The organism is Pseudomonas sp. NBRC 111143 (assembly GCF_001320965.1).
GTDB lineage: Bacteria > Pseudomonadota > Gammaproteobacteria > Pseudomonadales > Pseudomonadaceae > Aquipseudomonas > Aquipseudomonas machongensis.
The window spans coordinates 1-25566 of sequence record NZ_BCBT01000014.1 but is presented as its reverse complement, the minus strand read 5'-3'; the positions used below and the strand labels follow the sequence as shown (position 1 = coordinate 25566).

24 protein-coding genes are annotated in these 25566 nt (G+C 62.5%); 15 read left to right on the top strand and 9 right to left on the bottom strand.

The window, feature by feature from the left end; translation table 11 throughout:
* Positions 1 to 378 precede the first annotated feature (378 nt).
* The 5 genes from APH44_RS10320 to dksA form a co-directional block, all read right to left on the bottom strand.
* Positions 379 to 1830, bottom strand: coding sequence for a sigma-54 dependent transcriptional regulator (locus APH44_RS10320; RefSeq protein ID WP_054892598.1), 1452 nt, complete (start codon positions 1828 to 1830; stop codon positions 379 to 381).
* Positions 1831 to 1834: 4 nt separating this feature from the next.
* Positions 1835 to 4810 carry a sensor histidine kinase gene (locus APH44_RS10315; RefSeq protein ID WP_162714346.1) on the bottom strand — a complete coding sequence of 992 codons (2976 nt, stop codon included), beginning with the start codon at positions 4808 to 4810 and terminating at the stop codon, positions 1835 to 1837.
* Positions 4794 to 4970, bottom strand: coding sequence for a hypothetical protein (locus APH44_RS29705; protein ID WP_003250005.1), 177 nt, complete (start codon positions 4968 to 4970; stop codon positions 4794 to 4796). Before APH44_RS29705 ends, APH44_RS10315 begins: the two co-directional genes overlap by 17 nt.
* A 157-nt stretch (positions 4971 to 5127) precedes the next feature.
* Positions 5128 to 6015 carry a tRNA glutamyl-Q(34) synthetase GluQRS gene (gene gluQRS / locus APH44_RS10305; protein WP_054892596.1) on the bottom strand — a complete coding sequence of 296 codons (888 nt, stop codon included), beginning with the start codon at positions 6013 to 6015 and terminating at the stop codon, positions 5128 to 5130.
* 63 nt (positions 6016 to 6078) lie between these two features.
* Positions 6079 to 6525, bottom strand: coding sequence for an RNA polymerase-binding protein DksA (gene dksA, locus APH44_RS10300; protein ID WP_054892595.1), 447 nt, complete (start codon positions 6523 to 6525; stop codon positions 6079 to 6081).
* Between the two features lie 210 nt (positions 6526 to 6735).
* On the opposite strand from dksA, the gene APH44_RS10295 reads away from it, so the two are divergent.
* Together APH44_RS10295 and sfsA are read left to right on the top strand one after the other, a co-directional pair.
* Positions 6736 to 7908, top strand: coding sequence for a pyridoxal phosphate-dependent aminotransferase (locus APH44_RS10295; RefSeq protein WP_054892594.1), 1173 nt, complete (start codon positions 6736 to 6738; stop codon positions 7906 to 7908).
* Complete coding sequence (gene sfsA / locus APH44_RS10290) at positions 7908 to 8621, top strand: DNA/RNA nuclease SfsA (protein ID WP_054892593.1); 714 nt, start codon at positions 7908 to 7910, stop codon at positions 8619 to 8621. The genes APH44_RS10295 and sfsA overlap by 1 nt, the downstream gene beginning before the upstream one ends.
* On the opposite strand, the gene APH44_RS10285 is transcribed toward sfsA, so the two are convergent.
* Positions 8611 to 8928 (bottom strand): Rieske (2Fe-2S) protein, encoded by a 318-nt coding sequence (locus APH44_RS10285; protein ID WP_054892592.1) that lies wholly within the window; start codon positions 8926 to 8928, stop codon positions 8611 to 8613. The two genes, sfsA and APH44_RS10285, sit on opposite strands and share 11 nt — an antisense overlap.
* A gap of 149 nt (positions 8929 to 9077) precedes the next feature.
* On the opposite strand from APH44_RS10285, the gene APH44_RS10280 reads away from it, so the two are divergent.
* The 4 genes from APH44_RS10280 to APH44_RS10265 are packed head-to-tail and all read left to right on the top strand — an operon-like array spanning position 9078 to position 12672.
* Entirely contained in the window at positions 9078 to 9962 is an 885-nt protein-coding gene (locus APH44_RS10280; RefSeq protein ID WP_054892591.1) for a hemin ABC transporter substrate-binding protein, read from the top strand.
* A gap of 50 nt (positions 9963 to 10012) precedes the next feature.
* Positions 10013 to 10996, top strand: coding sequence for an iron ABC transporter permease (locus APH44_RS10275; RefSeq protein WP_172964835.1), 984 nt, complete (start codon positions 10013 to 10015; stop codon positions 10994 to 10996).
* Positions 10996 to 11763 (top strand): heme ABC transporter ATP-binding protein, encoded by a 768-nt coding sequence (locus tag APH44_RS10270; RefSeq protein ID WP_054892589.1) that lies wholly within the window; start codon positions 10996 to 10998, stop codon positions 11761 to 11763. Before APH44_RS10275 ends, APH44_RS10270 begins: the two co-directional genes overlap by 1 nt.
* A gap of 9 nt (positions 11764 to 11772) precedes the next feature.
* On the top strand, positions 11773 to 12672 hold the full coding sequence (locus APH44_RS10265) for a ChaN family lipoprotein (RefSeq protein WP_054892588.1): 900 nt from the start codon (positions 11773 to 11775) through the stop codon (positions 12670 to 12672).
* Between the two features lie 205 nt (positions 12673 to 12877).
* Here APH44_RS10265 and APH44_RS10260 read toward each other — a convergent pair whose 3' ends face one another.
* The 3 genes from APH44_RS10260 to APH44_RS10250 all read right to left on the bottom strand — a co-directional run bounded on the left by APH44_RS10260 (position 12878) and on the right by APH44_RS10250 (position 15301).
* The gene (locus APH44_RS10260) at positions 12878 to 13156 is read right to left on the bottom strand and encodes a TfoX/Sxy family protein (protein ID WP_054892587.1); all 279 of its coding nucleotides are present in this window, start codon (positions 13154 to 13156) and stop codon (positions 12878 to 12880) included.
* Between the two features lie 136 nt (positions 13157 to 13292).
* Entirely contained in the window at positions 13293 to 13640 is a 348-nt protein-coding gene (locus tag APH44_RS10255) for a pentapeptide repeat-containing protein (RefSeq protein WP_054892586.1), read from the bottom strand.
* A 98-nt stretch (positions 13641 to 13738) separates the two neighbouring features.
* Positions 13739 to 15301 (bottom strand): bifunctional aminoglycoside phosphotransferase/ATP-binding protein, encoded by a 1563-nt coding sequence (locus tag APH44_RS10250; protein ID WP_054892585.1) that lies wholly within the window; start codon positions 15299 to 15301, stop codon positions 13739 to 13741.
* Between the two features lie 114 nt (positions 15302 to 15415).
* Between APH44_RS10250 and mrcB the strand changes: the two genes are divergently transcribed.
* The 9 genes from mrcB (at position 15416) to msrQ (ending at position 25266) form a co-directional block, all read left to right on the top strand.
* Complete coding sequence (mrcB, locus tag APH44_RS10245; RefSeq protein WP_054892584.1) at positions 15416 to 17737, top strand: penicillin-binding protein 1B; 2322 nt, start codon at positions 15416 to 15418, stop codon at positions 17735 to 17737.
* A 26-nt stretch (positions 17738 to 17763) separates the two neighbouring features.
* The gene (locus APH44_RS10240; RefSeq protein ID WP_054892583.1) at positions 17764 to 18543 is read left to right on the top strand and encodes a M48 family metallopeptidase; all 780 of its coding nucleotides are present in this window, start codon (positions 17764 to 17766) and stop codon (positions 18541 to 18543) included.
* Positions 18540 to 18866, top strand: a complete 327-nt coding sequence (locus APH44_RS10235) for a YqcC family protein (RefSeq protein ID WP_054892582.1) — start codon at positions 18540 to 18542, stop codon at positions 18864 to 18866. The genes APH44_RS10240 and APH44_RS10235 overlap by 4 nt, the downstream gene beginning before the upstream one ends.
* 414 nt (positions 18867 to 19280) lie before the next feature.
* On the top strand, positions 19281 to 21005 hold the full coding sequence (locus tag APH44_RS10230) for an acetolactate synthase 3 large subunit (RefSeq protein WP_054892672.1): 1725 nt from the start codon (positions 19281 to 19283) through the stop codon (positions 21003 to 21005).
* 1 nt (position 21006) lies between these two features.
* Positions 21007 to 21498 carry an acetolactate synthase small subunit gene (ilvN, locus tag APH44_RS10225; RefSeq protein ID WP_003250040.1) on the top strand — a complete coding sequence of 164 codons (492 nt, stop codon included), beginning with the start codon at positions 21007 to 21009 and terminating at the stop codon, positions 21496 to 21498.
* Between the two features lie 54 nt (positions 21499 to 21552).
* Positions 21553 to 22569 carry a ketol-acid reductoisomerase gene (gene ilvC, locus APH44_RS10220; RefSeq protein ID WP_054892581.1) on the top strand — a complete coding sequence of 339 codons (1017 nt, stop codon included), beginning with the start codon at positions 21553 to 21555 and terminating at the stop codon, positions 22567 to 22569.
* A gap of 151 nt (positions 22570 to 22720) precedes the next feature.
* Positions 22721 to 23572, top strand: a complete 852-nt coding sequence (pssA, locus tag APH44_RS10215) for a CDP-diacylglycerol--serine O-phosphatidyltransferase (protein WP_054892580.1) — start codon at positions 22721 to 22723, stop codon at positions 23570 to 23572.
* Between the two features lie 78 nt (positions 23573 to 23650).
* Positions 23651 to 24664 (top strand): protein-methionine-sulfoxide reductase catalytic subunit MsrP, encoded by a 1014-nt coding sequence (gene msrP, locus APH44_RS10210; protein WP_054892579.1) that lies wholly within the window; start codon positions 23651 to 23653, stop codon positions 24662 to 24664.
* A complete protein-coding gene (msrQ, locus tag APH44_RS10205) occupies positions 24664 to 25266 on the top strand; it encodes a protein-methionine-sulfoxide reductase heme-binding subunit MsrQ (RefSeq protein WP_054892578.1) in 603 nt (200 codons plus the stop codon). The genes msrP and msrQ overlap by 1 nt, the downstream gene beginning before the upstream one ends.
* The last annotated feature ends 300 nt before the right edge of the window (positions 25267 to 25566 follow it).

Below are 25566 nucleotides of genomic sequence, written 5' to 3'. Positions count from 1 at the left end.
ACAACTCCTCTCCAAAAGAATCAGTTAGCTGCGCCTCCGCCGTCTTGTTCTTGTTATGCGTGAGCCGTTTCGTCTTGTTCTTATTCTGAGTAGCAGTGCTTGTTATTGTTCTTGTACGAAAGATATAGCAGGTGGCGTGCCAACTTTTTCAAATCCAATGAAATCAAGGGTTTGCGGAATTTCGTTCAGTCCGAAAGGCGGGGGAATGTAGAAATTTCGTTACCGTATGCCTCGGTTTGTTACGTCGCGGGCGGCTGAGGTAACAGATTTTTCATGGTAACCGGTGTTACCGCCTGATGAGGGGGCAGGTGTCATCGGGGGCTGGCCCCTGAATGCAAAGCGCCGACCCAGGGTCGGCGCTATAGAGCTGTGGAGGTATCAGTTTTCGCTGGCGACGTTGCTCTTTCGCCGCGGAATCCCCAGGCGCTGGCGACGCTCCCACAGGCACTTGCGGCTCACACCCAGCTTGCGGGCCAGCTCCGTCTCGGTCATGTGGTCCTGGTGTTCGAGGACGAAGTGCTGGAAGTAATCCTCCAGCGACAGGTCTTCTGTCGGCTCGTGGCTGGCGTTGTTACCACCGACACCGGCGACCACCGGCAGGCTGTCGAGCAGGTCGTCGTCTTCCAGGCCGCTCAGTTCGATGTCGATGCCCAGCAGGTCGGCGGATATTTCCGGGCTTTCGCTGAGAATGACCGCGCGCTCGACGGCATTCTCCAGCTCACGGACGTTACCCGGCCAGCTGTAATGGCGGATGGCTTGCTCGGCATCGCTGGAGAAATGCAGGTCGTCACGGCCGATGCGTGCGCTCTGTCGGGCGAGGAAGGCATTGGCAATCTCGTTGACGTCGCTGCCGCGCTCGCGCAAGGCGGGCAGTTTCAGGGCGATGACGTGCAGGCGGTAATAAAGGTCTTCGCGGAACTGGCCGGACTTGGCCAGGTTCTTCAGGTCACGGTGGGTCGCGGCAATCAGGCGCACATCGACCTTTTGCGACTGTACCGAGCCGACTCGGCGGATCTCGCCTTCCTGCAGTACACGCAGCAGTCGAGCCTGGGCCTCCAGCGGCAGTTCACCGATCTCGTCCAGGAACAGGGTGCCGCCGTCCGCTGCCTCGACCAGGCCGGCACGGCCAGCGCTGGCGCCGGTGAAGGCGCCTTTCTCATGGCCGAACAGCTCGGATTCGATCAGCGTTTCCGGGATGGCCGCGCAGTTCACCGAGATCATCGGTGCCTTGGCGCGTCGCGAGAGGTTATGCAGGGCACGGGCGACCAGCTCCTTGCCGGTACCGGACTCGCCCTGGATCAGGACATTGGAGTCGGTAGGGGCGACCTTGCGGATCTTGCTGTACAGGTCCTGCATAGGGGGGCAGGAACCGATGATGCCGATCTCGCCGTTGGCCGAGGCGCCGGTCTGCTTTTCAGCCCCTGGTGCTTTGCCGTTGCTGCGCACGTCGGCCGTGGCCGCAGTGGCGACCGGGGCATTCTGCCGGTCGCGCAGGATGCGCGCGACAGCCTGGAGCATCTCGTCATGGTCGAAAGGCTTGGCGATGTAGTCCACCGCACCCATTTTCATCGAGTCGACCGCCGAGCGCAGGCTGGCGTAGCTGGTCATGATCAGCACCGGCGTGCCCTGGCCGAGCTTGATCAGCTCGGTGCCCGGTGCCCCGGGCAGGCGCAGGTCACTGACGATCAGGTCGAAGGTGGCAATGCTGAAGCGTTCCTGGGCTTCCTGCACCGAGCCGGCTTCGCTGACCTGGTACTGGTTTCGCTCGAGCAGACGACGCAGGGCCGAACGGATGATGGTTTCGTCTTCGACGATCAGAATGTGCGGCATTGATTCAATTCTCTCGACGGTCTCGAATTTCAGGGGACGTCGCTACGACATGCCGGGGCAGGGTCACGCGGATCCGTGTGCCACGTTGCCGATCGAGATCGGCCGGGCTGTCGATGGTGATTTGCCCATAATGCTCTTCCACGATGGAATAGACCAGAGCGAGCCCCAGTCCGGTTCCCTCGCCAGGGTCCTTGGTGGTGAAGAAGGGCTCGAACAGGCGATCCATGATGTTCTTCGGAATACCGCTGCCCTCGTCTTCGACGATAAGGTCGACGGTATGCTCGCTCGCTTCGCTGCGCACACGCACGGCGCTGCCGGGTGGCGAGGCGTCGCGGGCGTTGGACAGCAGGTTGATCAGCACCTGGGCCAGGCGTTGCGGGTCACCTTCGGCCCAGTGGTCCGGGTCGCAAAGATTGAAGAACTGTACTTCGAAATTGCGCCGATTCAACGCCAGCAGACCGATGGCATCCTGCGCGACCTCGGCCAGCGACACGGGCTCTTCGGTATTCTGGTGGCTGCCACCTGCGTGGGCGAAGCTCATCAGCGACTGGACGATGCGCGAGACACGCTTGGTCTGTTCGAGGATCTGGCTCGACAGTTCGATGATCTCGCCGTCGCCTTCGCGTTCCTCGCGCAGGTTCTGCGCCAGGCAAGCGATGCCCGTGATCGGGTTGCCGATCTCGTGGGCCACGCCCGCAGCCAGGCGGCCGATACTGGCCAGACGCTCGGAGTGCACCAGCTTCTCTTCCAGGGCCTGGGTCTCGGTGAGGTCTTCGACAAGCAGCACCAGGCCGCTGTTACCCGGGGCCAGCGGCTCGTCGATGGCCGCCTTGTGCAGGTTGAGCCAGCGCGGCTGGCCATCGAGGGCCAGGCGTTGCTTGTGCAGGTGCTCGTCGGGAAGGTCGATGAAGCCTTGCAGCAACCCGCGCCAAGGTTCGGCGATGGTCACCAGACGCGAACCGACCACGTGCTTGGCGGCGATGCCGGTCAGCTCCTCCATGGCCCTGTTCCACATCAGGATTTCCTGGTCCTTGGCCAGCGAGCAGACACCCATGGGCAGTTCCTGCAATGTCTGCCGGTGGTAGCGGCGCAGGGCATCGAGCTCGGCGGCAAGGCCGGTCAGGCGCGAGTGGTAGTCCTCGAGACGACTTTCGATGAAGTGAATGTCTTCGGTGACGTAGTTCTCGTTACCGGACTTGTAGGGCAGGAAAGTTTCGACCATGTCCTGGGCTACGCTGGGACCCATCAGTCCCGAGAGGTTGGCCTCGATGCGGTCACGCAGGCGACGCAGGGCGTAGGGGCGGCGTTCGTCGAAGGGCAGGTAGAGGTCACGCAGGGCCTGCTCGACTTCTTTTTGCGCGGCCTTGGCGCCCAGTGGCTTGGCCAGTTGGGTAGCGAACTCCTGGGGGGAGGCCGCATGCAGTTCGCGACGTTGCGGGCGGCGCACATTGTCCACTGCGCAGGCCTCGGCGGCGCTGACCTCCTCGCTGCTGGCGTTGGTGAACAGCGAGATCAGGGTGAACAGCAGCACGTTGGCCGCCAGCGAGGCGATGGCCGCCATGTGCCAGCTGGTGTCGTCCAGTACGTAGATCATGTTCAGCAGCGGGATGTAGAAGCCCTGCACATTGCCCAGCAGCGGCAGGAGCATGGTGACCATCCACACCAGTGTGCCGGCCAGCAGGCCGGCGATGAAGCCGCGTCGATTGGCGGTTGGCCAGTACAGTACCGAAAGTACGCCCGGCAGGAACTGCAGCGTGGCGACGAAGGCGACGATGCCCAGGTTGGCCAGGCTCTGGTGGGTATTCTGGGTTAGGTAGAAGACGAAGCCTGCAGTGATGATCGCGACGATCAGCGCGCGGCGCGTCCATTTCAGCCAGCGGTAGATGTTGCCCTCGGCAGGGGGCTGGTAGAGCGGCAGCACCAGGTGGTTGAGGGCCATGCCCGAGAGTGCCAGGGTGGTGACGATGATCAGGCCGCTGGCCGCTGACAGACCGCCGACATAGGCGAGCAAGGCCAGGGCCTCGTTGTTGGCGGCGATGCCCAGGCCCAGGGTGAAGTATTCCGGGTTGGTGCTCGCACCCAGGCGCAGGCCAGCCCATAGCACCAGCGGCACCGCCAGGCTCATCAGCAGCAGGAACAGCGGCAGGCCCCAGCTGGCACTGACCAGCGAGCGCGGGCTGAGGTTCTCGGTGAAGGCCATGTGGTACATGTGCGGCATGACAATCGCCGAGGCGAAGAACACCAGCAGCAGCGTGCGCCATGGTCCCTCCTGCAACGGCGTGTGCAGCGCGGCCAGTGCCGTCTGGTTCTGCAGCAGCCAGACTTCCAGCTCGTGCGGACCACCGAACACCCCGTACAAGGCGTACAGGCCGATGCCGCCCAGGGCCAGCAGCTTGATCACCGACTCGAAGGCGATGGCGAACACAAGGCCTTCGTGCTTCTCGCGGGTGGCGATATGGCGTGAGCCGAAGAAAATGGTGAAGAGGATGATCAGTACGCAGAAGGCGAAGGCCACGCGCGCCTTGACCGGCTCGCCGGTCAGGATGCTGATGGAATCGGCCACCGCCTGGATCTGCAGGGCCAGCAACGGCAATACGCCGATCAGCATGATCACCGTGGTCAGGGCACCGGCCCAGGTGCTGCGGAAACGGAACGCCAGCAGGTCGGCCAGTGAGGAGAGCTGGTAGGTGCGGGTGATCTTGAGAATCGGGTAGAGCAGTACCGGTGCCAGCAGGAAGGCGCCGGACACGCCCAGGTAACAGGCGAGGAAGCCGTAGCCGTACTGGTAGGCCAGGCCTACCGAACCATAGAACGCCCAGGCACTGGCATAGACGCCCAGCGACAGGGTGTAGGTCAGGGGGTGGCGGATGACCGAGCGCGGGATCAACCCGCGTTCGCTGACCCAGGCCACGCCGAACAGCACCAGCAGGTAGGCGGCGCTGATCAGGATCATCTGGGTCAGGCTAAAGCTCATCGGCATCTCGTTGGCTCTGCAGGATGAAGGTGACGACGATCAGGATCAGCCAGAGCAGATACGGGCGGTACCAGGCTCCGGTCGGTTCGATCCACCAGTCCATGATGGCCGGGGAGAACAGATAGATCCCCACGACCAGAAGCAGGACCAAGCGATAGATATACATGCGGGCCTCGATGGCAGGGCGCTGCGGATTTGAGCTTCTTATTATTGGCGCAAATGGCCGGGGCGATGCTAGCGGGATTCTGGGGTGTTCGCCAAGAGTTTGAATTTCTTGGGGTTTTGAATCGTGCAGAGTTTGCCTCGCGAGAGGGCCGGCCGCGTCAGCGCAGATCTGCTTCCGGCACCGTCAATCGCCGCGCAATCGCCTCAGGTTTCCACTGCCTGCGCGCCACCGCCAGTACCTCTGCCGCACTGGCGCCTTCCAGCGCCGGGTCACTCGCCTGCCCCAGTGCCCGTAACGCGCGCAGCAGCAACGGTGTGGCCTGGTCCGCCTGCAGCGGTGGTGAACGGTACGATTTGCCCAGCTTGTGTCCATCAGGCTGCACGATCAGCGGAATGTGCAGGTAGCGCGGTTGCGAGAACCCCAGTAGTTCCTGCAGGTACAGCTGGCGCGGGGTGTTGTCGAGCAGATCGGCGCCGCGCACGATGTCGGTCACGCCTTGCCAGGCATCGTCCAGCACCACTGCCAGTTGATAGGCATACAGCCCGTCGCGGCGCTGGATGACGAAATCCCCCACCTCGCGTCCAAGGTGCTGCTGGTATTCCCCCTGTACGCGGTCGTTGAAGCGGTAGAGCAGTTCGGGCACCCGAATTCGGATGGCGGCATTTTCGCGGGCATGGCCAGCGTTGCGGCAGAAACCGGGATAGATGCCGCCATACCCTTCCAACTGCTTGCGCGAACAGGTGCAGGCGTAGGCCAGGCCCATGCTGAACAGGCGATCGACCACCGTGGCGTAGGCCTCATGACGCTGGCTCTGGAACACCACTTCGCCATCCCACTCCAGGCCGTAGCGTTCGAGGGTCTGCAGGATGGCGTCACGGGCACCGGGCATTTCCCGGGGCGGATCGGTGTCCTCCATGCGCAGCAGCCAGCGCCCGTCGACGGCGCGGGCATCGAGCCAGGAGGCGAGGGCGGCGACCAGCGAGCCGAAATGCAGGAAGCCACTGGGGGTGGGGGCGAATCGCCCGATATAGCGGGAGTCGTTCATGGATGTGCTGGGCATATAAATGAAACGGGGCGCTCGATGCGCCCCGTTCGAAGGGAAGAAGGATCAGCCTTTGCCGACCGTCTTTTCCTTTTTCTCGGCAATTTCCTTGCAGTCGAAGCACAGGTCTGCGGTGGGACGGGCTTCCAGTCGGCGCAGGCCGATCTCGATGCCACAGGAGTCGCACCAGCCGTATTCTTCGTCCTGGATCTTCTGCAAGGTCTTGTCGATCTTCTTGATCAGCTTGCGTTCACGGTCGCGGTTACGCAGCTCCAGAGCGAACTCTTCTTCCTGGCTCGCGCGGTCCGCAGGGTCCGGGAAGTTGGCGGCTTCGTCCTTCATATGGGTCACGGTCTGATCGACACTGGTCATCAGCTCGAGCTTCCATGCGCCCAGTAGCTTGGTGAAGTGCTTGCGCATGGGTTCGCCCATGTACTCTTCACCCTTGGTTTCCTTATAGGGCTCGACACCGTACATGGTCTGATTGGTTTTCTGCTTTTCTACGGTGGACATGAATAGACCGCCTCTCACTCATCTGATCCAATGCGCAGGATGCTCCATCTCCGGCGACCGCCGGCCCTGCGACTGCGAGCCGCCGAACTTACCAGATAGATCGGGGGTGCGCTACCCCGCCCGATCCGAGGTATTGACAGCAGCCCGCGTCGCCCGTTCGGTGTTTCTCGACAGTAGAATCACCAGTTTAGACTCAATTGAGAGAAGGTCATGGCCCACTCCTACAGTGCGCGCAGCCGCGCCATCGAACCCTTCCATGTCATGGCGCTGCTGGCGCGTGCCAACGAGCTGCAGGCGGCTGGCCATGATGTGATCCACCTGGAGATCGGCGAGCCGGACTTCACCACGGCCGCGCCGATCGTCGAAGCCGGGCAGGCCGCGCTCGCGGCAGGGCACACCCGCTACACTGCCGCCCGTGGCCTGCCTGCGTTGCGCGAGGCGATCGCAGGTTTCTACGGCCAGCGTTATGGCCTGGCGGTGGATCCCGAGCGAATCCTCGTGACGCCTGGAGGTTCCGGCGCGCTGCTGCTGGCCAGCAGCCTGCTGGTGGATCCGGGCAAGCACTGGCTGCTGGCCGACCCAGGCTACCCGTGCAACCGCCATTTCCTGCGCCTGGTCGAAGGTGGCGCGCAACTGGTGCCGGTGGGGCCGGAGGTGAATTACCAGCTCACCGCCGACCTGGTCGAGCGGCACTGGGACAAGGATACCGTGGGTGCGCTGGTGGCTTCGCCCGCCAACCCGACCGGCACCGTGCTCGACCGTGAGGCCCTGGCCAGCTTGTCCCGGGCCACCCGTGAGCATCATGGGCACCTGGTGGTGGACGAGATCTACCATGGCCTGACCTACGGCATGGACGCGCCGAGCGTACTGGAGGTGGATGACGACGCCTTCGTCCTGAATAGTTTTTCCAAGTATTTCGGCATGACCGGCTGGCGTCTCGGCTGGCTGGTGGCGCCGCCTTCGGCCGTGGCTGATCTGGAAAAGCTGGCGCAGAACCTCTACATCAGCGCGCCGAGCATGGCCCAGCATGCTGCGCTGGCGTGCTTCGAGCCCGGCACCCTGGCCATTTTCGAAGAACGCCGCGCCGAGTTCGCCCGGCGCCGCGACTACCTGCTGCCCGCCTTGCGCGAGCTCGGTTTCGGCATCGCCGTGGAGCCGCAGGGCGCCTTCTATCTATATGCCGACATCAGTGCTTTCGGCGGCGATGCCTTCGCCTTCTGCCGCCATTTCCTGGAAACCGAGCACCTGGCCTTTACGCCAGGGCTGGACTTCGGCCGTCACCAGGCTGGGCATCACGTACGCTTTGCCTACACCCAGAGCCTGGCGCGCCTGGAAGAAGCGGTGCAGCGCATCGCCCGTGGCCTGCGGAGCTGGCAACCCTGATGCTGTTTTTTCCCGAACTCGAACAGGCGCGTCTGCTGCGCCGCTACAAGCGCTTCCTGGCCGACATCGAGCTGGCCAATGGCGAACAGATGACCATCCACTGCCCGAATACCGGCTCGATGCTCAATTGCATGCGCGACGGCGGGCAGGTCTGGTTCAGTCGTTCCAACGACCCCAAGCGCAAGCTGCCGGGCACCTGGGAGATCAGCGAAACGCCCCAGGGGCGCATGGCCTGCGTCAATACCGGCAGGGCCAATGCCTTGGTCGAGGAAGCCCTGCGCGCGGGCGTGATCACCGAGTTGGCCGGGTTCACCGCGCTCAAGCGTGAGGTGGCCTATGGCGAAGAGCGCAGTCGCGTGGATTTTCGCCTGGAGTTCGCCGATGGCCCGGCTTATGTCGAGGTCAAGAGTGTGACCCTGGGCTATCCCGATACGGCGGTGGCGGCCTTTCCTGACGCGGTGACCCAACGCGGCGCCAAGCACCTGCGCGAGCTCGCCGCACTGGCCCGCCAGGGTGTTCGCGCCGTGCAGTTGTACTGCGTCAACCTCACCGGCATCGAGGCGGTACGTCCGGCCGAAGAGATCGACCCCGGCTATGCCCAGGCACTGCGCGATGCGGTGGCCGATGGTGTCGAGGTGCTGGCCTATGGGGCACGCCTTGACGCCGAGCAGATCGTCATCGATCGCCGCCTGCCGGTATTGCTCAATCCTTGAGCCAGATGCCCTGGCTGTCTTCGTGGCAGTCCAGGGCCTGCAACGATTCGCCCTCGCAGGGGCCCGACACGCATTCGCCGGACTCGATCAGGAACAGCGCGCCATGGTGGGCGCAATGAATCAGGCTGGCGCTGTCATCGAGAAAACCGTCCGGCGCCCAGTTCAAGGTGATGCCGCGGTGTGGGCAGTAGTTGCGGTACAGGTACACCTGGCCCTGGCGGCGCACGCCGAACAGCGTTTCACCGGCTACGCTGAAGGCGCGGCTACCGCCTTCGGCGAGGGCTTGGGAGGAGCAGAGGAAATGCATTGCAGATAAGACTCTTGAAACCAATGGTGGCTTGACGCTTCAATGCGAATAATTATCAAATTGCCCGCATCCACTGCGCCAGCCCGTCCATGGTGCGCAGTTCCGTCAGGTGCCACAAGGTGTCTGGCCGCCTTCTGCAAAGGAACCCGATGATGCGCCGTCCTGTTGCCCTGATCGCTTTGTGCGCTGGTCTTGTCCTTTCTTCCCCGTTGCTGGCCGCCGACTTACCGCAGCGCTGGGTCAGCGCCGGGGGCGCGCTGAGCGAATGGATCAGCGCCCTGGGCGGCGAGGCGCGTCTGGTCGGCGTCGACACAACCAGCCAGCATCCGCAGTCGCTCAAGGCCCTGCCGAGCATCGGCTACCAACGTCAACTGTCGGCCGAGGGTATCCTCAGCCTGCGTCCGGATGTGCTGGTCGGCACCGAGGAGATGGGGCCGCCGCCGGTGCTGGCGCAGGTGCGCGGGGCTGGTGTGCGTGTCGAGTTGTTCTCCAGCGAGGCTGACTTGGCGGCAGTGGACGAGAATCTCAAGCACCTGGGCGAGCTGCTCGGTGCGCAGCGCAAAGCCAGTGAGTTGAGCACCCGCTACCACCAGCAGCTCGATGCGCTGCAGGCAAAGATCAAGCAGGCCCAGGCCGGTCAGAAGGCTCCAGGCGTGTTGCTGCTGGTCGGACATGCCGGGGCCAAGCCGTTGATCGCGGGGCAGGGCACTTCAGGCGACTGGCTGTTGCGCCAGGCTGGTGCGCGCAACCTGGCGGATCACCGGGGTTACAAGAACTTCTCCGTCGAAGCGCTGGCAGCGTTGGACCCGGATGTCGTGGTGTTTTCCGATCGGGCACTGGACGGCGAGCAGGCGCTCAAGGCCCTGCTCAAGGAAAACCCGGCGTTGGCCGCTTCGCGTGCGGTGCGCGACAAGCGCCTGGTGTCACTCGATCCGACGCTGTTGGTCGGTGGCCTCGGCCCGCGGCTGCCGGCTACCTTGCATGAGCTGGCTGGTGCCTTCTATCCCGCAGCCAAGGCCAGCCTCAGCCAATGAAGCAGCGGGTCCAGCCGCGTACGCTGTTCATCGGTCTGACATTCCTGTGCCTGCTGGCGGTGTGGCTGTCGCTGGCGCTGGGGCCGGTCAGCCTGCCGCTGGGCGATATCCTGCGCGCCGGATTGCGGCTGCTGGGGATGCCCGTCGAGCGAGAGGGTCTTGAGCAAGCTGAGCTGATTCTCGGGCAGATTCGCTTGCCGCGCACGCTCCTGGGGCTGGCCGTCGGTGCGGTGCTGGCGCTGTCCGGGGTGGCCATGCAAGGGCTGTTTCGCAACCCGCTGGCCGATCCTGGCCTGGTTGGGGTTGCCAGCGGCGCGGCGCTCGGCGCCGCCGTGGCCATTGTCGGCGGTGCCTGGCTGGGGGGCATACCGGAGTGGTTCGCACCCTACCTGCTGTCGCTTTGTGCCTTCATCGGCGGGCTTGGTGTTACGGCATTGGTCTATCGCCTGGGGCGGCGCAATGGGCAAACCGACGTGGCTACCATGCTGCTGGCCGGTATCGCCATGACCGCCCTCGGCGGCTCGGCGGTCGGGTTGTTCACCTACCTGGCCGACGACGCCACCTTGCGCACTCTGACGTTCTGGAACCTGGGCAGCCTCAACGGCGCCAGCTATCAGCGCCTGTGGCCACTGCTGCTGGTGGCTCTGGGGGTAACCTTGTGGCTGCCGCGGCGGGCGCAGGCGTTGAACGCGTTGTTGCTAGGTGAGTCCGAGGCGCGTCACCTGGGCATCGATGTAGAAGGGCTCAAGCGCGAACTGGTGTTCTGCACTGCCCTGGGTGTTGGCGCGGCAGTGGCGGCAGCGGGCCTGATCGGCTTCATTGGCCTGGTGGTTCCGCACCTGGTGCGTCTGGTTGCGGGGCCTGATCATCGCGTGCTGTTGCCCGCGTCGTTGCTGGCGGGGGGCACTCTGCTGCTGTTCGCTGATCTGGTGGCACGCTTGGCGTTGGCACCCGCGGAGCTGCCGATCGGGATCGTGACGGCCTTCATTGGTGCTCCGTTCTTCCTGTTCCTGCTGGTCAGGAGGGGGCGCTGATGCTCGAAGTCAAAGGCTTGTCGCTCAAACGCGGCAGCACCGAGGTGCTGCACGGTATCGACCTGCATCTCAGACCTGGGCAGGTCCTGGGTGTGCTCGGCCCCAACGGGGCGGGCAAGAGCAGCTTGCTGGGGGCATTGTGTGGCGAGCTGGCGCCGAGCCAGGGGCAAGTCCTGCTGCAAGGGCGGGCGTTGGCACACTGGCCGGGGCAGGAGCGCGCGCGACGTCTGGCGGTGTTGCCGCAGGTGTCCAGCCTGGGTTTTGCCTTCAATGTCGAAGAAGTGGTGGGCCTGGGCCGGTTGCCCCACGGTAGTGGCCAACAGCGCGACCGGGAGATCGTTGAGGCGGCACTTAAGGCGGCCGATGCCTGGCACCTGGTCGAACGCAGTTACCTCGCGTTGTCCGGCGGCGAGCGTCAGCGTGTTCACCTGGCCCGGGTGCTGGCGCAGCTGTGGCCAGGGGAGGAGGGGGCGACGCTGCTGCTGGATGAGCCGACCTCGGCCCTCGATCCGTTGCACCAGCACACCACGTTGCAGGCGGTGCGCAGTTTTGCCGACCGCGGTGCGGCAGTGCTGGTGATCCTGCACGACCTGAACCTTGCCGCGCGCTACTGTGACGCTATTCTGCTGCTGGAACAGGGGCGCAGCCACGCGCTCGATACACCGGCCCGGGTGCTGACTCCGCAGGCGCTCAAGGCGGTCTTCGGTATCGATGTGCTCGTGCAGCCCCATCCGGAGCGTGGCCACCCGCTGATCATCACCCGCTAGGAGCCCTCGATGCGCTATGCCTTGCTGTTCGGCCTGTCGATGAGCGTGTTCTTGACGATTTCGGGTTGCCAGGTACATCGACCTGCATTGCCAGAGTTGCCAGCCTGGCAGAGTAGCCAAGGGCTGGAAGAGCCAGCGCTCGGTCAGATACAGGCATTGCCCAGTGGGCGTGTCCTGACGCCCGATGAGCTGGTTCAGGCATTGAGCGATGTGCCGCGAATACTGGTCGGGGAAAAACACGACAACCCCGATCACCATGCGCTGCAGCGATGGCTGCTGCAGGCTTTGCAGACCGCCAGGCCGCAAGGCAGCGTGGTGCTGGAGATGCTCCAGCCTGCCCAGCAGCCGCTGATCGACAAGGTGCAGCGTCAGGCGCAGCTTCCGAGCGATTTGCCCGCAGCACTGGACTGGCAGCAGGGTTGGGATTGGCAGATGTACGCGCCGATCGTGCGCGAGGCCCTGAAAGGCCCTGGGGTTTTGTTGGCTGGCGACCTGAGCCCCGAGGCAATGCGTGGGGCCTATCGCCGACAGCCCGTGCTGAGCGGCGAGCGGTCGAATGCCCCGCAGGTGAAGGCTGCCTTGCTGGAGCAAGTGCGCGAGGGCCATTGCGGATTGCTGCCGGAAAGCCAGTTGCCGGCCATGCTGGTCATCCAGCAGCAAAGGGACCGACACATGGCCGAGCGTCTGCTCGCGGCACCGCAGCCTGCACTCTTGCTGGCCGGCGCCTACCACGCGCGCAAGGACTTGGGTGTGCCGTTGCATTTGATCGATCTGCAGGCGCAAGGCGATACCCGTGTGCTGTTGTTGGCCGAAGTCGGGCAGAAGGTCGAGGCAGGGATGGCGGACTACGTGTGGTACACCGCGGCACTGCCTGAACAGGATTACTGTGCTCAGTTGCGCGGCGGGTAGTCATCACGCGCCGCTCAGGATATTTGCCTGCAAACCTGCAGGCAAAAAAAGACCCGGCAAATTGCCGGGTCAATAACCGTGATTAGCCTGATGAGGAGATAATCTGAGAGTCCGAACCAGGGGCTTTCAGTTTATCCAACCAGTCTCGCGACCAGTTGTGATAATCATAACGATTCTCATTTAGAGGTCAATACCCTTTCTTCGATTATTCTGCTTTTTTTTGCGGGGGGGTCTTGGCGTCCAGTTGCTGGTTCAGTGCCTGCTTGCGTTCGGCGGGCAGATCGTTCCAATGCATATCCAGCAGTGCGCCCTCAATGGCGTACAACAACACTTTCGAGGCACGGAAGCCCCGTGTTTTCACGGCCTGGTAAGCGCCGACCGCGCCCAGGCGGCGCAAATCCGAAGCGCTGTGGATACCGGCGGCATGCAACCATTGCGCAGAGGTCTTGCCTAGATTCTTCAGATGCTGCAACTCATCGTTCATCGAGCCTCCTTGCGATGGCCGAACGGGTCTGTGGATAAATCGCGAGCAGGTCAGAGAGGAGTGTAGCGGGGCTGGGCGAATACGCGGCCTTTTGCCATGTGAGGGCGACGGGATGCTGTGTTCAGAAATGTCAGGCTCAGCCCTTCGGACGATAACGCATGCGCGTACCGAACTTCAGGGACATGAGGATTTCATCGGCGCTCAGGTCGCCCGGGAAGTAGGTCCCGGAGATCTGCGCGTGGGAAATGCTGGCACCTTCCATGCCCGTTTCGCGCAGATCCAGCCCGCGCAGGTCGGCTGCATGGAAGTAGGCGTCGGTGAAATCGATACCGCGTACGTCGAGGTTGCGCAGGTCAAGGCCTCGGAAATCACCACCGCGAAAATCGATGGGGCCGTCGTCAGGCTTCTCGCGGTTGAAGGTGGCGATCTGTTCCTCGCGCACCAGAGTGTACAGGGCGTTGTCCAGTTGCCGGGGCTGGTTCATGACGGCGCCTCCTCAGGGTTGTGATGATATTGTAATGCCATCACTGAGGTGGCGCCGAAGTTCAGGCGCGAACTGTGGACTGCTTCACGCCTTGCAGGTCAGAGACCAGGCAGGCGCTGGCGGATCTGCTCGATGAGTTGGTTCATGCTGGCACTTTCATGGGTGTCGACCCGCTTGCCGTGCACGGCCTCCTCTTCGTCCAATGGGTCGCGGCTGGCTTGCTGGGCCTTGACCACCTCCAGGGTGGCGTCGGACGGATCGACATTTTCTGTCTGACGCTGCTCCAGCCAACTGGTGATGACCGCTTCGGGCGCCTGGCAGTCGAGGATCAGGAAAGGGACGCCGGTGCTGTTGGCAACTTCAGCTGCCGCCTTGCGCTGCTCGCGCTTGAGGTAGGTGGCATCGAGCACGACCGGGAAGCCGGCGCGCAGGATGGTCGCGGCCAACTCATTCAGGCGCTGGTAGGTGCCGATGCTGGCATCCTGGTCATAGATGCCTGCTTGCAGTTGGCCGGAGTTCTGCGCCTGCTGCTCGCCGTAAAGACGCTTGCGCTCGACATCCGAACGTACGCGGATCGCCCCCAGCGACTCGACCAGGCGCATCGCCACATGGCTCTTGCCGACGGCGGATACGCCATGGGTGATGGCCAGCAGGCGCGAAGGGATGGCGCTGTAGCTCTCTGCCAGGTTGGCGTAGTTGCGATAGGTGCGCAGGGTCGTGGCGCGCTGCACGCCATCGGCATCGGGCGACAGGCTGAACAGAGCGACCTTGGCGCGTACCAGGGCACGGTAGGCCTTGTAGAAATTCAGCAGTTCCAGGCCTTCGTAGTCGCCGGTCAGTTCCAGGTACTGGCTGACGAAGCGCCGGGCCAGGCATTTCAGGCCGCGGTCTTCCAGGTCCATGGCCAGGAAAGCGGTGTCGGCGTACACATCGGTCAGGCGGAACGGCTCGTTGAATTCGATGCAGTCGAAGATCACCACCTTGCCGTCGATCAGGGTGGCGTTACCCAGGTGGATGTCGCCGTGGCACTCGCGGATGAAACCATTGGCCTTGCGCGCCTCGAGCAGGCCATGCAGGCGTTCGAAGCTGCTGCGGGCCCAGGCTTGCAGGGCGTCGAGTTGCTGCAGGTCGGCCTTGTCAGTAAGGAACGGGCGGATCTGCTCGAAGTTCTGCTCGACCGGCGCCATTACTGCTTCCGGCGTGCCCAGCGGGTGATCGACCGGCACTTTCGGCGCTTGCAGGTGGAATTCGGCGATCTGCCGGGCCATCTGGTCAATGTGGCCGGCGTTCAGCTCGCCGTTGGCTTGCAGGGTGCTGAGCATCTGACCCTGGGGGAACTGGCGCATCTTCAGGGCGAACTCGATCGGCTCACCTTCGCCGCCGAGCTGCGGTGCTTCGGCGCTGCCGGTGATCGGCAGCACTTCCAGGTACAGGCCTTCGGTCAGGCGCTGGTTCAGGCGCAATTCTTCGTTACAGAAATGCTGGCGCTGGTCCAGGCCGGTGAAATCGAGGAAGCCGAAGTTCATCGGCTTCTTGATCTTGTAGGCGTATTCGCCAGTGAGTAGAACCCAGGAGATGTGCGTCTCGATGAGCTGGAAGCCTTCTACGGCGTGGGGGTAGAGGGCGGGGTTCTGCAGCGCGCTGATCAGGGCTTGGCTCACGGAGATCCTTCCGGGGTCAGGGAATTCGAAGGCGACATTATGGTCAATGGAGCCGCCCCTGCCTACCGCTGGAGGGCGTCCCCTGCCTTTGCAAAGTGCGTATAATCCGCCGCCATGACTCGTACCCGAAATTCCCGAACCCCCAAGAAACTTCCGCCCAGCCGCTCCCGCGCCTGGCTGGGCTGGGCTCTCAAGCTCAGCCTGGTCGGCCTGGTGGTGATCGCCGGCTTTGCGGTCTACCTCGATGCCGTCGTCCAGGAGAAGTTCTCCGGCAAGCGCTGGACCATCCCGGCCAAGGTGTATGCCCGGCCGCTGGAGCTGTTCGTCGGCCAGAAGCTGAGCAAGGACGACTTCCTCACCGAACTCGATGCCCTGGGTTACCGCCGCGAGGCAACGGCCAATGGCCCCGGCGAGGCCTCGGTCAACGGCGGCAACGTCGATCTCAATACCCGAGGCTTCCAGTTCTACGAGGGCATGGAGCCTGCGCAGTTCGTGCGTGTACGTTTCTCCGGCGACTATGTCGCGGGGCTGGCAGGGGCCAACGGTGGCAAGCTCGACGTGGTGCGCCTGGAACCGTTGATGATCGGTGGTATCTACCCGAAGAATCTCGAAGACCGCATCCTGATCAATATCGACCAGGTGCCGCCATATCTGCTCGAGACCTTGATCGCCACCGAAGACCGCGACTTCTACAGCCACTTCGGTGTTTCGCCCAAGTCGATCGCGCGGGCGGTGTGGGTCAACACCTCGTCCGGGGCCATGCGCCAGGGCGGCAGCACGCTCACGCAGCAGTTGGTGAAGAACTTCTTCCTGACCAACGAACGCAGCCTCAGCCGCAAGCTGACCGAGGCGATGATGGCCGTGCTGCTCGAAATGCACTACGACAAGCGCGAGATCCTCGAAGCCTACCTGAACGAGGTGTTCGTCGGTCAGGACGGCCAGCGCGCGGTGCACGGTTTCGGCCTGGCCAGCCAGTTCTTCTTCAGCCAGCCGCTGTCGGAGCTCAAGCTGCACCAGATTGCCCTGCTGGTAGGTATGGTCAAGGGGCCGTCCTACTACAACCCGCGTCGCTACCCTGAGCGCGCTCTGCAACGGCGTAACCTGGTGCTCGACCTGCTCGCCGAGCAGGGCGTGGCCAGCCAGGAAGTGGTCGATGCGGCGAAGAAGATGCCGCTGGGCGTGACCAAGCGCGGCAGCCTGGCCGATAGTTCTTTCCCGGCTTTCCTCGACCTGGTCAAGCGTCAGCTACGCCAGGACTATCGCGACGAAGACCTGACCGAAGAAGGCTTGCGTATCTTCACCAGTTTCGACCCGATCCTGCAGATGAAGGCCGAAACCGCGATGAGTGAAACCTTCAAGCGCCTGGCCGGCCGCAAAGGCGCCGACGAGGTCGAGTCGGCGATGGTGGTGACCAACCCGGAAACCGGCGAAGTGCAGGCGCTGATCGGCAGCCGTCAGTCGGGCTTCGCCGGCTTCAACCGCGCCATCGACGCGGTCAGGCCGATCGGTTCGCTGGTCAAGCCAGCGGTCTATCTGACTGCGCTGGAGCAGCCGAGCAAGTACACCCTGACCAGCTGGGTGCAGGACGAACCGTTTTCGGTCAAGGGCGCCGATGGCCAGGTATGGCGCCCGCAGAACTACGACCGACGCTCCCACGGCACTATCTACCTGTATCAGGGGCTGGCCAACTCCTACAACCTGTCCACCGCCAAGCTGGGCCTTGAGGTGGGCGTGCCCAACGTCATCAAGACCATCGGCCGACTGGGTGTCAAGGTCGACTGGCCGGCGTTCCCGTCGATGCTGCTGGGCGCTGGCGGCATGTCGCCGATGCAGGTCGCGACCATGTACCAGACCATCGCCAACGGCGGCTTCAATACACCGATGCGCGGGATTCGCAGCGTGCTGACCGCCGAAGGCGAGCCGCTCAAGCGCTACCCGTTCCAGATCCAGCAGACCTTCGATCCGGGTGCGATCTACCTGGTGCAGAACGCCATGCAGCGGGTGATGCGCGAGGGTACCGGCCGCTCGGTGTACAACGTGCTGCCGAACAATCTGACGCTGGCGGGCAAGACCGGTACCAGCAACGACTCGCGCGACAGCTGGTTCTCAGGCTTCAGCCAGGACCTGCTGGCAGTGGTCTGGCTTGGCCGCGACGACAATGGCAAGACCCCGTTCACCGGCGCCACCGGCGCGTTGCAGGTCTGGACCAGCTTCATGCGCAAGGCCGACCCGCTGCCGCTGGACATGCCGCAGCCGGATAACGTGGTGAAGGCCTGGATCGATCCGCACAGCGCCCAGGGCTCCGACGGTAGCTGTCCGGGAGCGGTGCAGATGCCGTATATTCGTGGGAGCGAACCACCTGCCGGTACGACTTGCGGTGGCGAACAGAATCCTGCCGAGTCGGTCATGGACTGGGTCAAGGGCTGGATGAATTGAGCGGCCTGTATTGAAGAGGGTGTGAAGTGAACAAGTGGTGGTTTCCTGCCTTGACGGCGCTGGCCGTGCTGCACGGCTGCGCCAGCGTCCCGCGTGGCGCCATTCCGGTGGTCGATTCGAGTACGCGGGTCTCGAACAGCGAGCGTGTCTCGGCCAACCGTGGCGCGCCGGTCTCCTCCGGCAGCAATGGTACGTCCCAGGCCCAGTCCCTGCCTGAGGATTCCGGGGTCACGGTGATGATCCCGCAGGGCGCGGGCGCATCGCCGATCCAGACCTTCCCGGCCCAGACCGGCTCTGCACCGCTGAGCACCGGCCCGATCACCCCGGGACCGGTCAGTGGCGGGCCGATCACCACCAACCCTAATCCGGCAGGTGACGAACCTTTCGACATCGCGTCGATGAACAGCGCCCCGGCCGCTGCCACTCGTGCGCCTACCGGTATTCCGCGCAGCAATGGGGGCGGGTTGTCCGCCGATGAGCAGCTGGACGGTCCAGTACTGGCATTGCTGACAACCGCCCAACAGCAGCAGGGCAGCGGAGACCTCAACGGTGCTTCGTCCAGCCTGGAGCGTGCCCAGCGCATCGCACCGCGTGAGCCTCAGGTGCTGTTCCGCCTGGCTCAGGTGCGTCTGTCGCAAGGTGACGCTGCACAATCCGAGCAACTCGCTCGCCGGGCACTGACGTATGCCAACGGTCGTCCTGATCTGCAGGCCGAGCTGTGGAACATCATCGCCCAGGTTCGCGAGAAGCAGGGTGACAGTGCCGGCGCCGCCCTGGCACGGCAGAAGGCGCGGACCGCTTCGTGATGGAACAGCGCATTCTCGATATAGCCGACCACCTGCTGCTGATCGAGCGCGAGCTTCAGGTCCGTGGCTGGTGGGACGAGGTGTCTCCTGGCGAAAGCGCCCTGGCCAGCACCGTACCGTTCGCAGTCGACACGCTGGCGTTCGAGCAGTGGCTGCAGTGGATTTTCCTGCCGCGGATGAAGCTTATTCTTGAGCATGGCCATCCTCTGCCCAGTGCATCTGGGATCCTGATCATGGCCGAGACGGTCTTCACCGACCGTCCGGAAGAAAGCCGCGAACTTCGCCGCCTGCTGGCAGCATTCGATCGATTGATCGCCGCTTGAGCCTGATTTCTTCTCTTTTTCCTTCAAGGGCCGCAGATTGTGGCCCTTTTTTATGGAAATCTTTACTTTCCTGCTGCTGGTGTCCTTTTTCGTGGTGGTGGGAATTCATCTCAGGGAAAAATTGGCAATAATTTTTCTTGACTTGAGGGCGGCGAATCAGAAGAATCCAGTTTCCGCTGTAGGGGGACTGCCAGAAGCAGACCCGCTAGGCAGATCATGAGGCGCACACCCGCGCCGACTCGCTACACCCCGCAACGCGTTACCTCGCGCTGGGTGGGAAAACCCCGCAACACTCTGGGGCGATCCCAATACTTGCTCAGTCAGTGCTGACGTTCGCTCATGCTCTGCTTGGCAGTAAACCTATTAAGACCCGCCCGGATGGGGCGGTATTCTGGCGTTTTAGAGGTGAACAACGTGGAGCTTTTATCTGGCGCTGAGATGGTCGTCCGCTTCTTGCGTGACGAAGGCGTTAAGCACATCTACGGGTACCCTGGCGGTGCTCTCCTTCATGTTTACGATGCCCTGTTCAAGGAACCGGAAGTCCAGCACATCCTGGTGCGTCATGAGCAGGCTGCCACTCACATGGCAGACGGTTACGCCCGTGCCACCGGCAAGGCTGGCGTGGTCCTGGTGACCTCCGGTCCCGGTGCGACCAACGCTATTACCGGTATCGCCACCGCCTACATGGATTCCATCCCGATGGTCATCCTGTCTGGCCAGGTGCCCAGCACCATGGTCGGCACCGATGCCTTCCAGGAAACCGACATGATCGGGATCTCCCGGCCGATCGTGAAGCACAGCTTCATGATCAAGAACCCCATCGAGATTCCGGAAGTTCTGAAAAAAGCGTTCTACCTGGCGCAATCCGGTCGCCCAGGTCCGGTCGTGGTCGACATTCCAAAAGACATGACCAACCCGGCCGAGAAGTTCGAATACGTCTACCCGAAAAAGGTCAAGCTGCGCTCCTACAGCCCTGCGGTCCGTGGCCACTCCGGCCAAATCCGCAAGGCCGCCGAGATGCTCCTGGCCGCCAAGCGTCCGATCGTCTATTCCGGCGGCGGCGTGATTCTCGGTGGCGGCTCCGAAGCCCTGACCGAAATCGCCAAGTCCCTGAATCTGCCGGTCACCAACACCCTGATGGGGCTGGGTGGCTTCCCGGGTACCGATCGCCAGTTCCTCGGCATGCTGGGCATGCACGGCAGCTACACCGCTAACCTGGCGATGCACAATGCCGACGTGATCCTCGCCGTGGGTGCGCGCTTCGATGACCGTGTGGTCAACGGCCCGGCCAAGTTCTGCCCGAACGCCAAGATCATCCACATCGACATCGACCCTGCGTCGATCTCGAAGATGATCAAGGCCGACGTGCCGATCGTGGGGCCGGTCGAGAGCGTGCTCAGCGAGATGCTGGCCATCCTCAAGGAAATCGGCGAGAAGCCTGAAAAGGCGGCCCTCGATGCCTGGTGGAAGCAGATTGATGAGTGGCGCGGTGACCGCGGCCTGTTCCCTTACGACAAGGGCGACGGCAGTGTCATCAAGCCTCAGCAGGTCATCGAGACGCTGTGCGAAGTGACCCATGGCGATGCCTTCGTCACCTCCGACGTAGGTCAGCACCAGATGTTCGCGGCGCAGTACTACCGCTTCAACAAACCCAACCGCTGGATCAACTCCGGCGGCCTGGGCACCATGGGCTTCGGTTTCCCGGCAGCCATGGGCGTCAAGCTCAACTTCCCGGACCAGGACGTGGCCTGTGTCACTGGCGAAGGCAGCATCCAGATGAACATCCAGGAGCTGTCCACCTGCATGCAGTACGGCCTGCCGGTGAAGATCGTCAACCTGAACAACGGGGTGCTGGGCATGGTTCGCCAATGGCAGGACATGTCCTACAACGGTCGTCACTCGCATTCCTACGTCGAGTCGCTGCCTGACTTCATCAAGCTGGCCGAGGCCTATGGCCATGTGGGTATCCGCATCACCAGCCTCAAAGACCTCAAGCCGAAACTGGAAGAGGCCTTTGCGATGAAGGACCGCCTGGTGTTCATCGACATCGCGGTCGACCGGACCGAGCACGTCTACCCGATGCAGATCAAGGACGGCTCGATGCGTGACATGTGGCTGAGCAAGACGGAGCGTACCTGATATGCGGCACATCATTTCCCTGCTGCTGGAAAACGAACCTGGTGCCTTGTCGCGCGTGGTCGGTCTGTTCTCCCAGCGCAACTACAACATCGAAAGCCTGACGGTTGCACCGACCGAGGACCCGACCCTGTCGCGTCTCACCCTCACCACCGTGGGTCATGACGAAGTGATCGAGCAGATCACCAAGAACCTGAACAAGCTGGTAGAGGTGGTCAAGCTGGTCGACCTGTCGGAGAGCGCTCATATCGAGCGCGAACTGATGCTGGTAAAGGTCAAGGCTACTGGCGCCCAGCGCGCCGAAATCAAGCGCACCACGGATATTTTCCGTGGGCAGATCGTCGATGTCACCGCCAGTGTGTATACCGTGCAACTGAGCGGCACCAGCGATAAGCTGGACAGCTTCATCCAGGCGATCGGCACCGCTTCGATTCTCGAAACCGTGCGCAGCGGCGTCACCGGCATTGCCCGTGGCGACAAAGTACTCAGCATCTAACTTCACCAATTAGCGATGGTCCTGCGGGGCCGAGATATAACCAGGGGTATTTCCATGAAAGTGTTCTACGACAAAGACTGCGACCTCTCCATCATCCAGGGCAAGAAAGTCGCCATCATCGGTTACGGTTCCCAGGGTCACGCCCAGGCGTGCAACCTGAAAGACTCCGGTGTAGACGTTACCGTCGGTCTGCGTAAAGGTTCGGCTACCGTTGCCAAGGCAGAAGCCCACGGCCTGAAAGTCGCTGACGTCGCCACCGCCGTCGCTGCTGCCGACCTGGTCATGATCCTGACCCCGGACGAATTCCAGGGCACCCTGTACAAGAACGAGATCGAACCGAACATCAAGAAAGGCGCGACCCTGGCCTTCTCCCACGGCTTCTCGATCCACTACAACCAAGTCGTTCCACGTGGCGACCTCGACGTGATCATGATCGCGCCGAAGGCTCCGGGCCACACCGTGCGCTCCGAGTTCGTCAAGGGCGGCGGTATTCCTGACCTGATCGCGGTCTACCAGGACGCTTCGGGCAACGCCAAGAACGTCGCACTGTCGTACGCCGCTGGCGTCGGTGGTGGCCGTACCGGCATCATCGAAACCACCTTCAAGGACGAGACCGAAACCGACCTGTTCGGTGAGCAGGCCGTTCTGTGCGGCGGTACCGTCGAGCTGGTCAAGGCCGGTTTCGAAACCCTGGTCGAAGCAGGCTATGCGCCTGAAATGGCCTACTTCGAGTGCCTGCACGAGCTGAAGCTGATCGTTGACCTCATGTACGAAGGCGGTATCGCCAACATGAACTACTCGATCTCCAACAACGCCGAGTACGGTGAGTACGTCACCGGCCCTGAGGTCATCAACGAAGAATCCCGCAAGGCCATGCGCAACGCTCTGAAGCGCATCCAGGACGGCGAATACGCGAAGATGTTCATCAGCGAAGGTGCGACCAACTACCCTTCGATGACCGCCAAGCGTCGTAACAACGCCGCCCACGGCATCGAAATCATCGGCGAGCAACTGCGCTCGATGATGCCTTGGATCTCGGCCAACAAGATCGTCGACAAGACCAAGAACTGAGTCTTGCCTCGATAGATTAAAAACGCGGCTTCGGCCGCGTTTTTTCGTTTAGGCAGCCAGCTTCTGGTATAAAGCGACCAGAGGCCTGCCGTTAGAACCTGTTTCGCCGGCCTCTGTCGAACTTATTCCACCCAGTTGCAAGGTGCATTTCATGAGCGAACGTCCCGAAGAGCCGAACAAGCCCTCCGACGCCGAAAGCCTGCTACCTGTCGATGAGCATGTTGAGGAAGGTCACGACGCCGAAGGGCGCAAGGTCCGGCATCGCGGCATCTACTTGTTGCCCAACCTCTTCACCACCGCCAACCTGTTCGCCGGTTTCTACTCGATCATCAACTCCATCAGTGCGCAGAGCGCCCTGAGCGCAGGCGACCCGCGAGAGGCGAGCAAGTACTTCGCCTTCGCCGCTATCGCCATCTTCGTCGCCATGGTCCTGGACAGCCTCGACGGCCGTGTGGCGCGGATGACCAACACGCAGAGCGCCTTCGGTGCCGAGTACGACTCGTTGTCGGACATGGTTGCCTTCGGTGTGGCGCCGGCACTGCTGGCCTTTGGTTGGGCATTGGGTGACATGGGCAAGGTCGGCTGGATGGTCGCCTTCATCTATGTGGCCGGCGCAGCGTTGCGTCTGGCGCGTTTCAACACCCAGGTCGGCACCGCCGACAAACGCTACTTCATCGGTCTGGCCAGCCCGGCTGCCGCAGGTGTGGTGGCGGGTACCGTCTGGGCCTTCAGCGACTACGGTATCCAGGGCTCGAAACTGTCGTTCCTGGTGGCGCTGCTGGTGGCGGCTGCAGGCATGCTGATGGTCAGCAATATCAAGTACAACAGCTTCAAGGAGCTGGATCTCAAGGGGCGCGTACCCTTTGTTGCGATCCTGGCCGTGGTGCTGGTGTTCGCCGTGGTGTTCAGCGATCCACCACGGATTCTGCTGCTGATCTTCCTCGGCTATGCGGTTTCAGGCCCAGTGCAGTACTTGCTGCGCGGTCGTCGTCGCAAAGTCTGAAAAAAGATTTAATGCTGGAATAACTCTCCGGCTCCATAGTCTTACTGGTACATCCGCCACCAGTGCTGTGGAGCCGCCATGCTCATCAAGCTTCCCAAGTCGTCCGATTGCAACGAATCGGACGTTACCCCTGAAAGTGTCTATCTCTCTCGCCGCTCTGTATTGGGTGCCTCTCTAGCCGGGTTTGCGTTGGGCGCTTTGCCCGTGCTCGGCCAGGCCGCCGAGGCTTCACGCTATGCTGACGTGGACGCGGGTTCGACACCTGGCTGGTTCAAGGACAAGCTCGGTGCGACGTGCTGGCAGGCCGTGACGGTCAAGGATGAGACAATCACGCCGTTCAAGGATGCTACCCACTACAACAACTTCTATGAGTTCGGGCCCGACAAGGGCGATCCGGCGGCCAATGCCGGTAGCCTCAAGACCGAACCCTGGAGCGTGGTTGTCGATGGCGAGGTCGGCAAGCCTGGGCGTTACGCGCTGGAGGATTTCGTCAAACCCCTGCAGCTTGAAGAGCGCATCTATAGGCTGCGTTGCGTCGAGGCCTGGTCGATGGTCATCCCCTGGTTGGGCTTTCCGCTGTCCGAGGTGCTCAAGCAGGTCGAGCCAACTTCCAAGGCTCGCTATGTGCGTTTCGAAACGCTGCAGGACCCCAAGAGCATGCCGGGCCAGCGCTCGGGCTTTGCCCTGATCGACTGGCCTTACGTGGAAGGGTTGCGCCTGGATGAGGCAATGAACCCGCTCGCGATCCTGGCGGTTGGCATGTATGGGCGCGAACTGCCCAACCAGAATGGTGCACCACTGCGTCTGGTGGTGCCATGGAAGTACGGGTTCAAGAGCATCAAGTCGATCGTGCGCATCAGTCTGGTGGCCGAGCAACCGAAGACCACTTGGCAGGGGCTGGCGCCGAACGAGTATGGCTTCTATGCCAACGTCAATCCGCAGGTCGATCACCCGCGTTGGAGCCAGGCGCGTGAGCGGCGGCTGCCCAGCGGCCTGTTCAGCCCCAATGTGCGTACCACTCAGATGTTCAATGGCTATGAGGAGGAGGTTGCCTCTCTTTATAGCGGTCTCGACCTTCGGAAGAACTACTGATGCGTTATCCCTGGTTTCGCTTGGCGATTTTCATCGTTGGCTGTCTGTTTCCGGCCTGGTGGTTGTATCAGGCGGCTACGAACCTGCTTGGGCCGGATCCGGGGAAAATCCTGGTAGACAGGCTGGGGCTCGGTGCGCTGGTGTTCCTGCTGGTGACCTTGGGCATGAGTCCTCTGCAGCGTCTGACGGGGTGGGGTGGTTGGATCGTCGCGCGGCGACAGCTCGGATTGTGGTGTTTTGCCTATATCGTCCTGCACATGACGGCCTATATGGTCTTCATCCTTGGGCTCGACTGGGGGCAGCTTGGCGTCGAGTTGCGCAAGCGGCCTTATATCATCGTCGGGGTTATCGCCTTCCTGGGGCTGCTGGCCTTAGCGGTGACCTCCAACCGGTATAGCCAGAGGCGGCTCGGTGCGCGCTGGAAAAAGCTGCACAAGCTGGTCTATGTGATCCTTGGCCTGGGCTTGCTGCATTTCCTGTGGATTGTGCGTTCGGACCTGCAGGAGTGGGCTATCTATGCCGGTGTAGGTGCGCTGCTGATGGTGATGCGGGTCCCACCGGTATGGCGGCGGGTGCCCCGTCTGATAGGCCGGCGCGCTTAAGCTTTTCATTCTTATCGTTTTTTTGAAATAAAAGGTTGACGCCCTCTCAGATCCCCTTATAATGCGCCCCACTTCCGCAGCAAACGGAACGCAAAACTTCTTGTTAATCAACAAGTTAAGCGAGTTCGGTGAGGTGTGAAGGGCTTCGGTCACCTGATCGGCAGCGGTGAAAAAGGCAGTTGACAGCATCTTCGAGTGCTGTATGATTCGCCTCCCGCTACGAGAGATCGCAGCGAGTCAAGTGTTTGAAGCTAAACGAGTTTCTCGCGAAAAACTTCAAAATAAACGCTTGACAGCCAA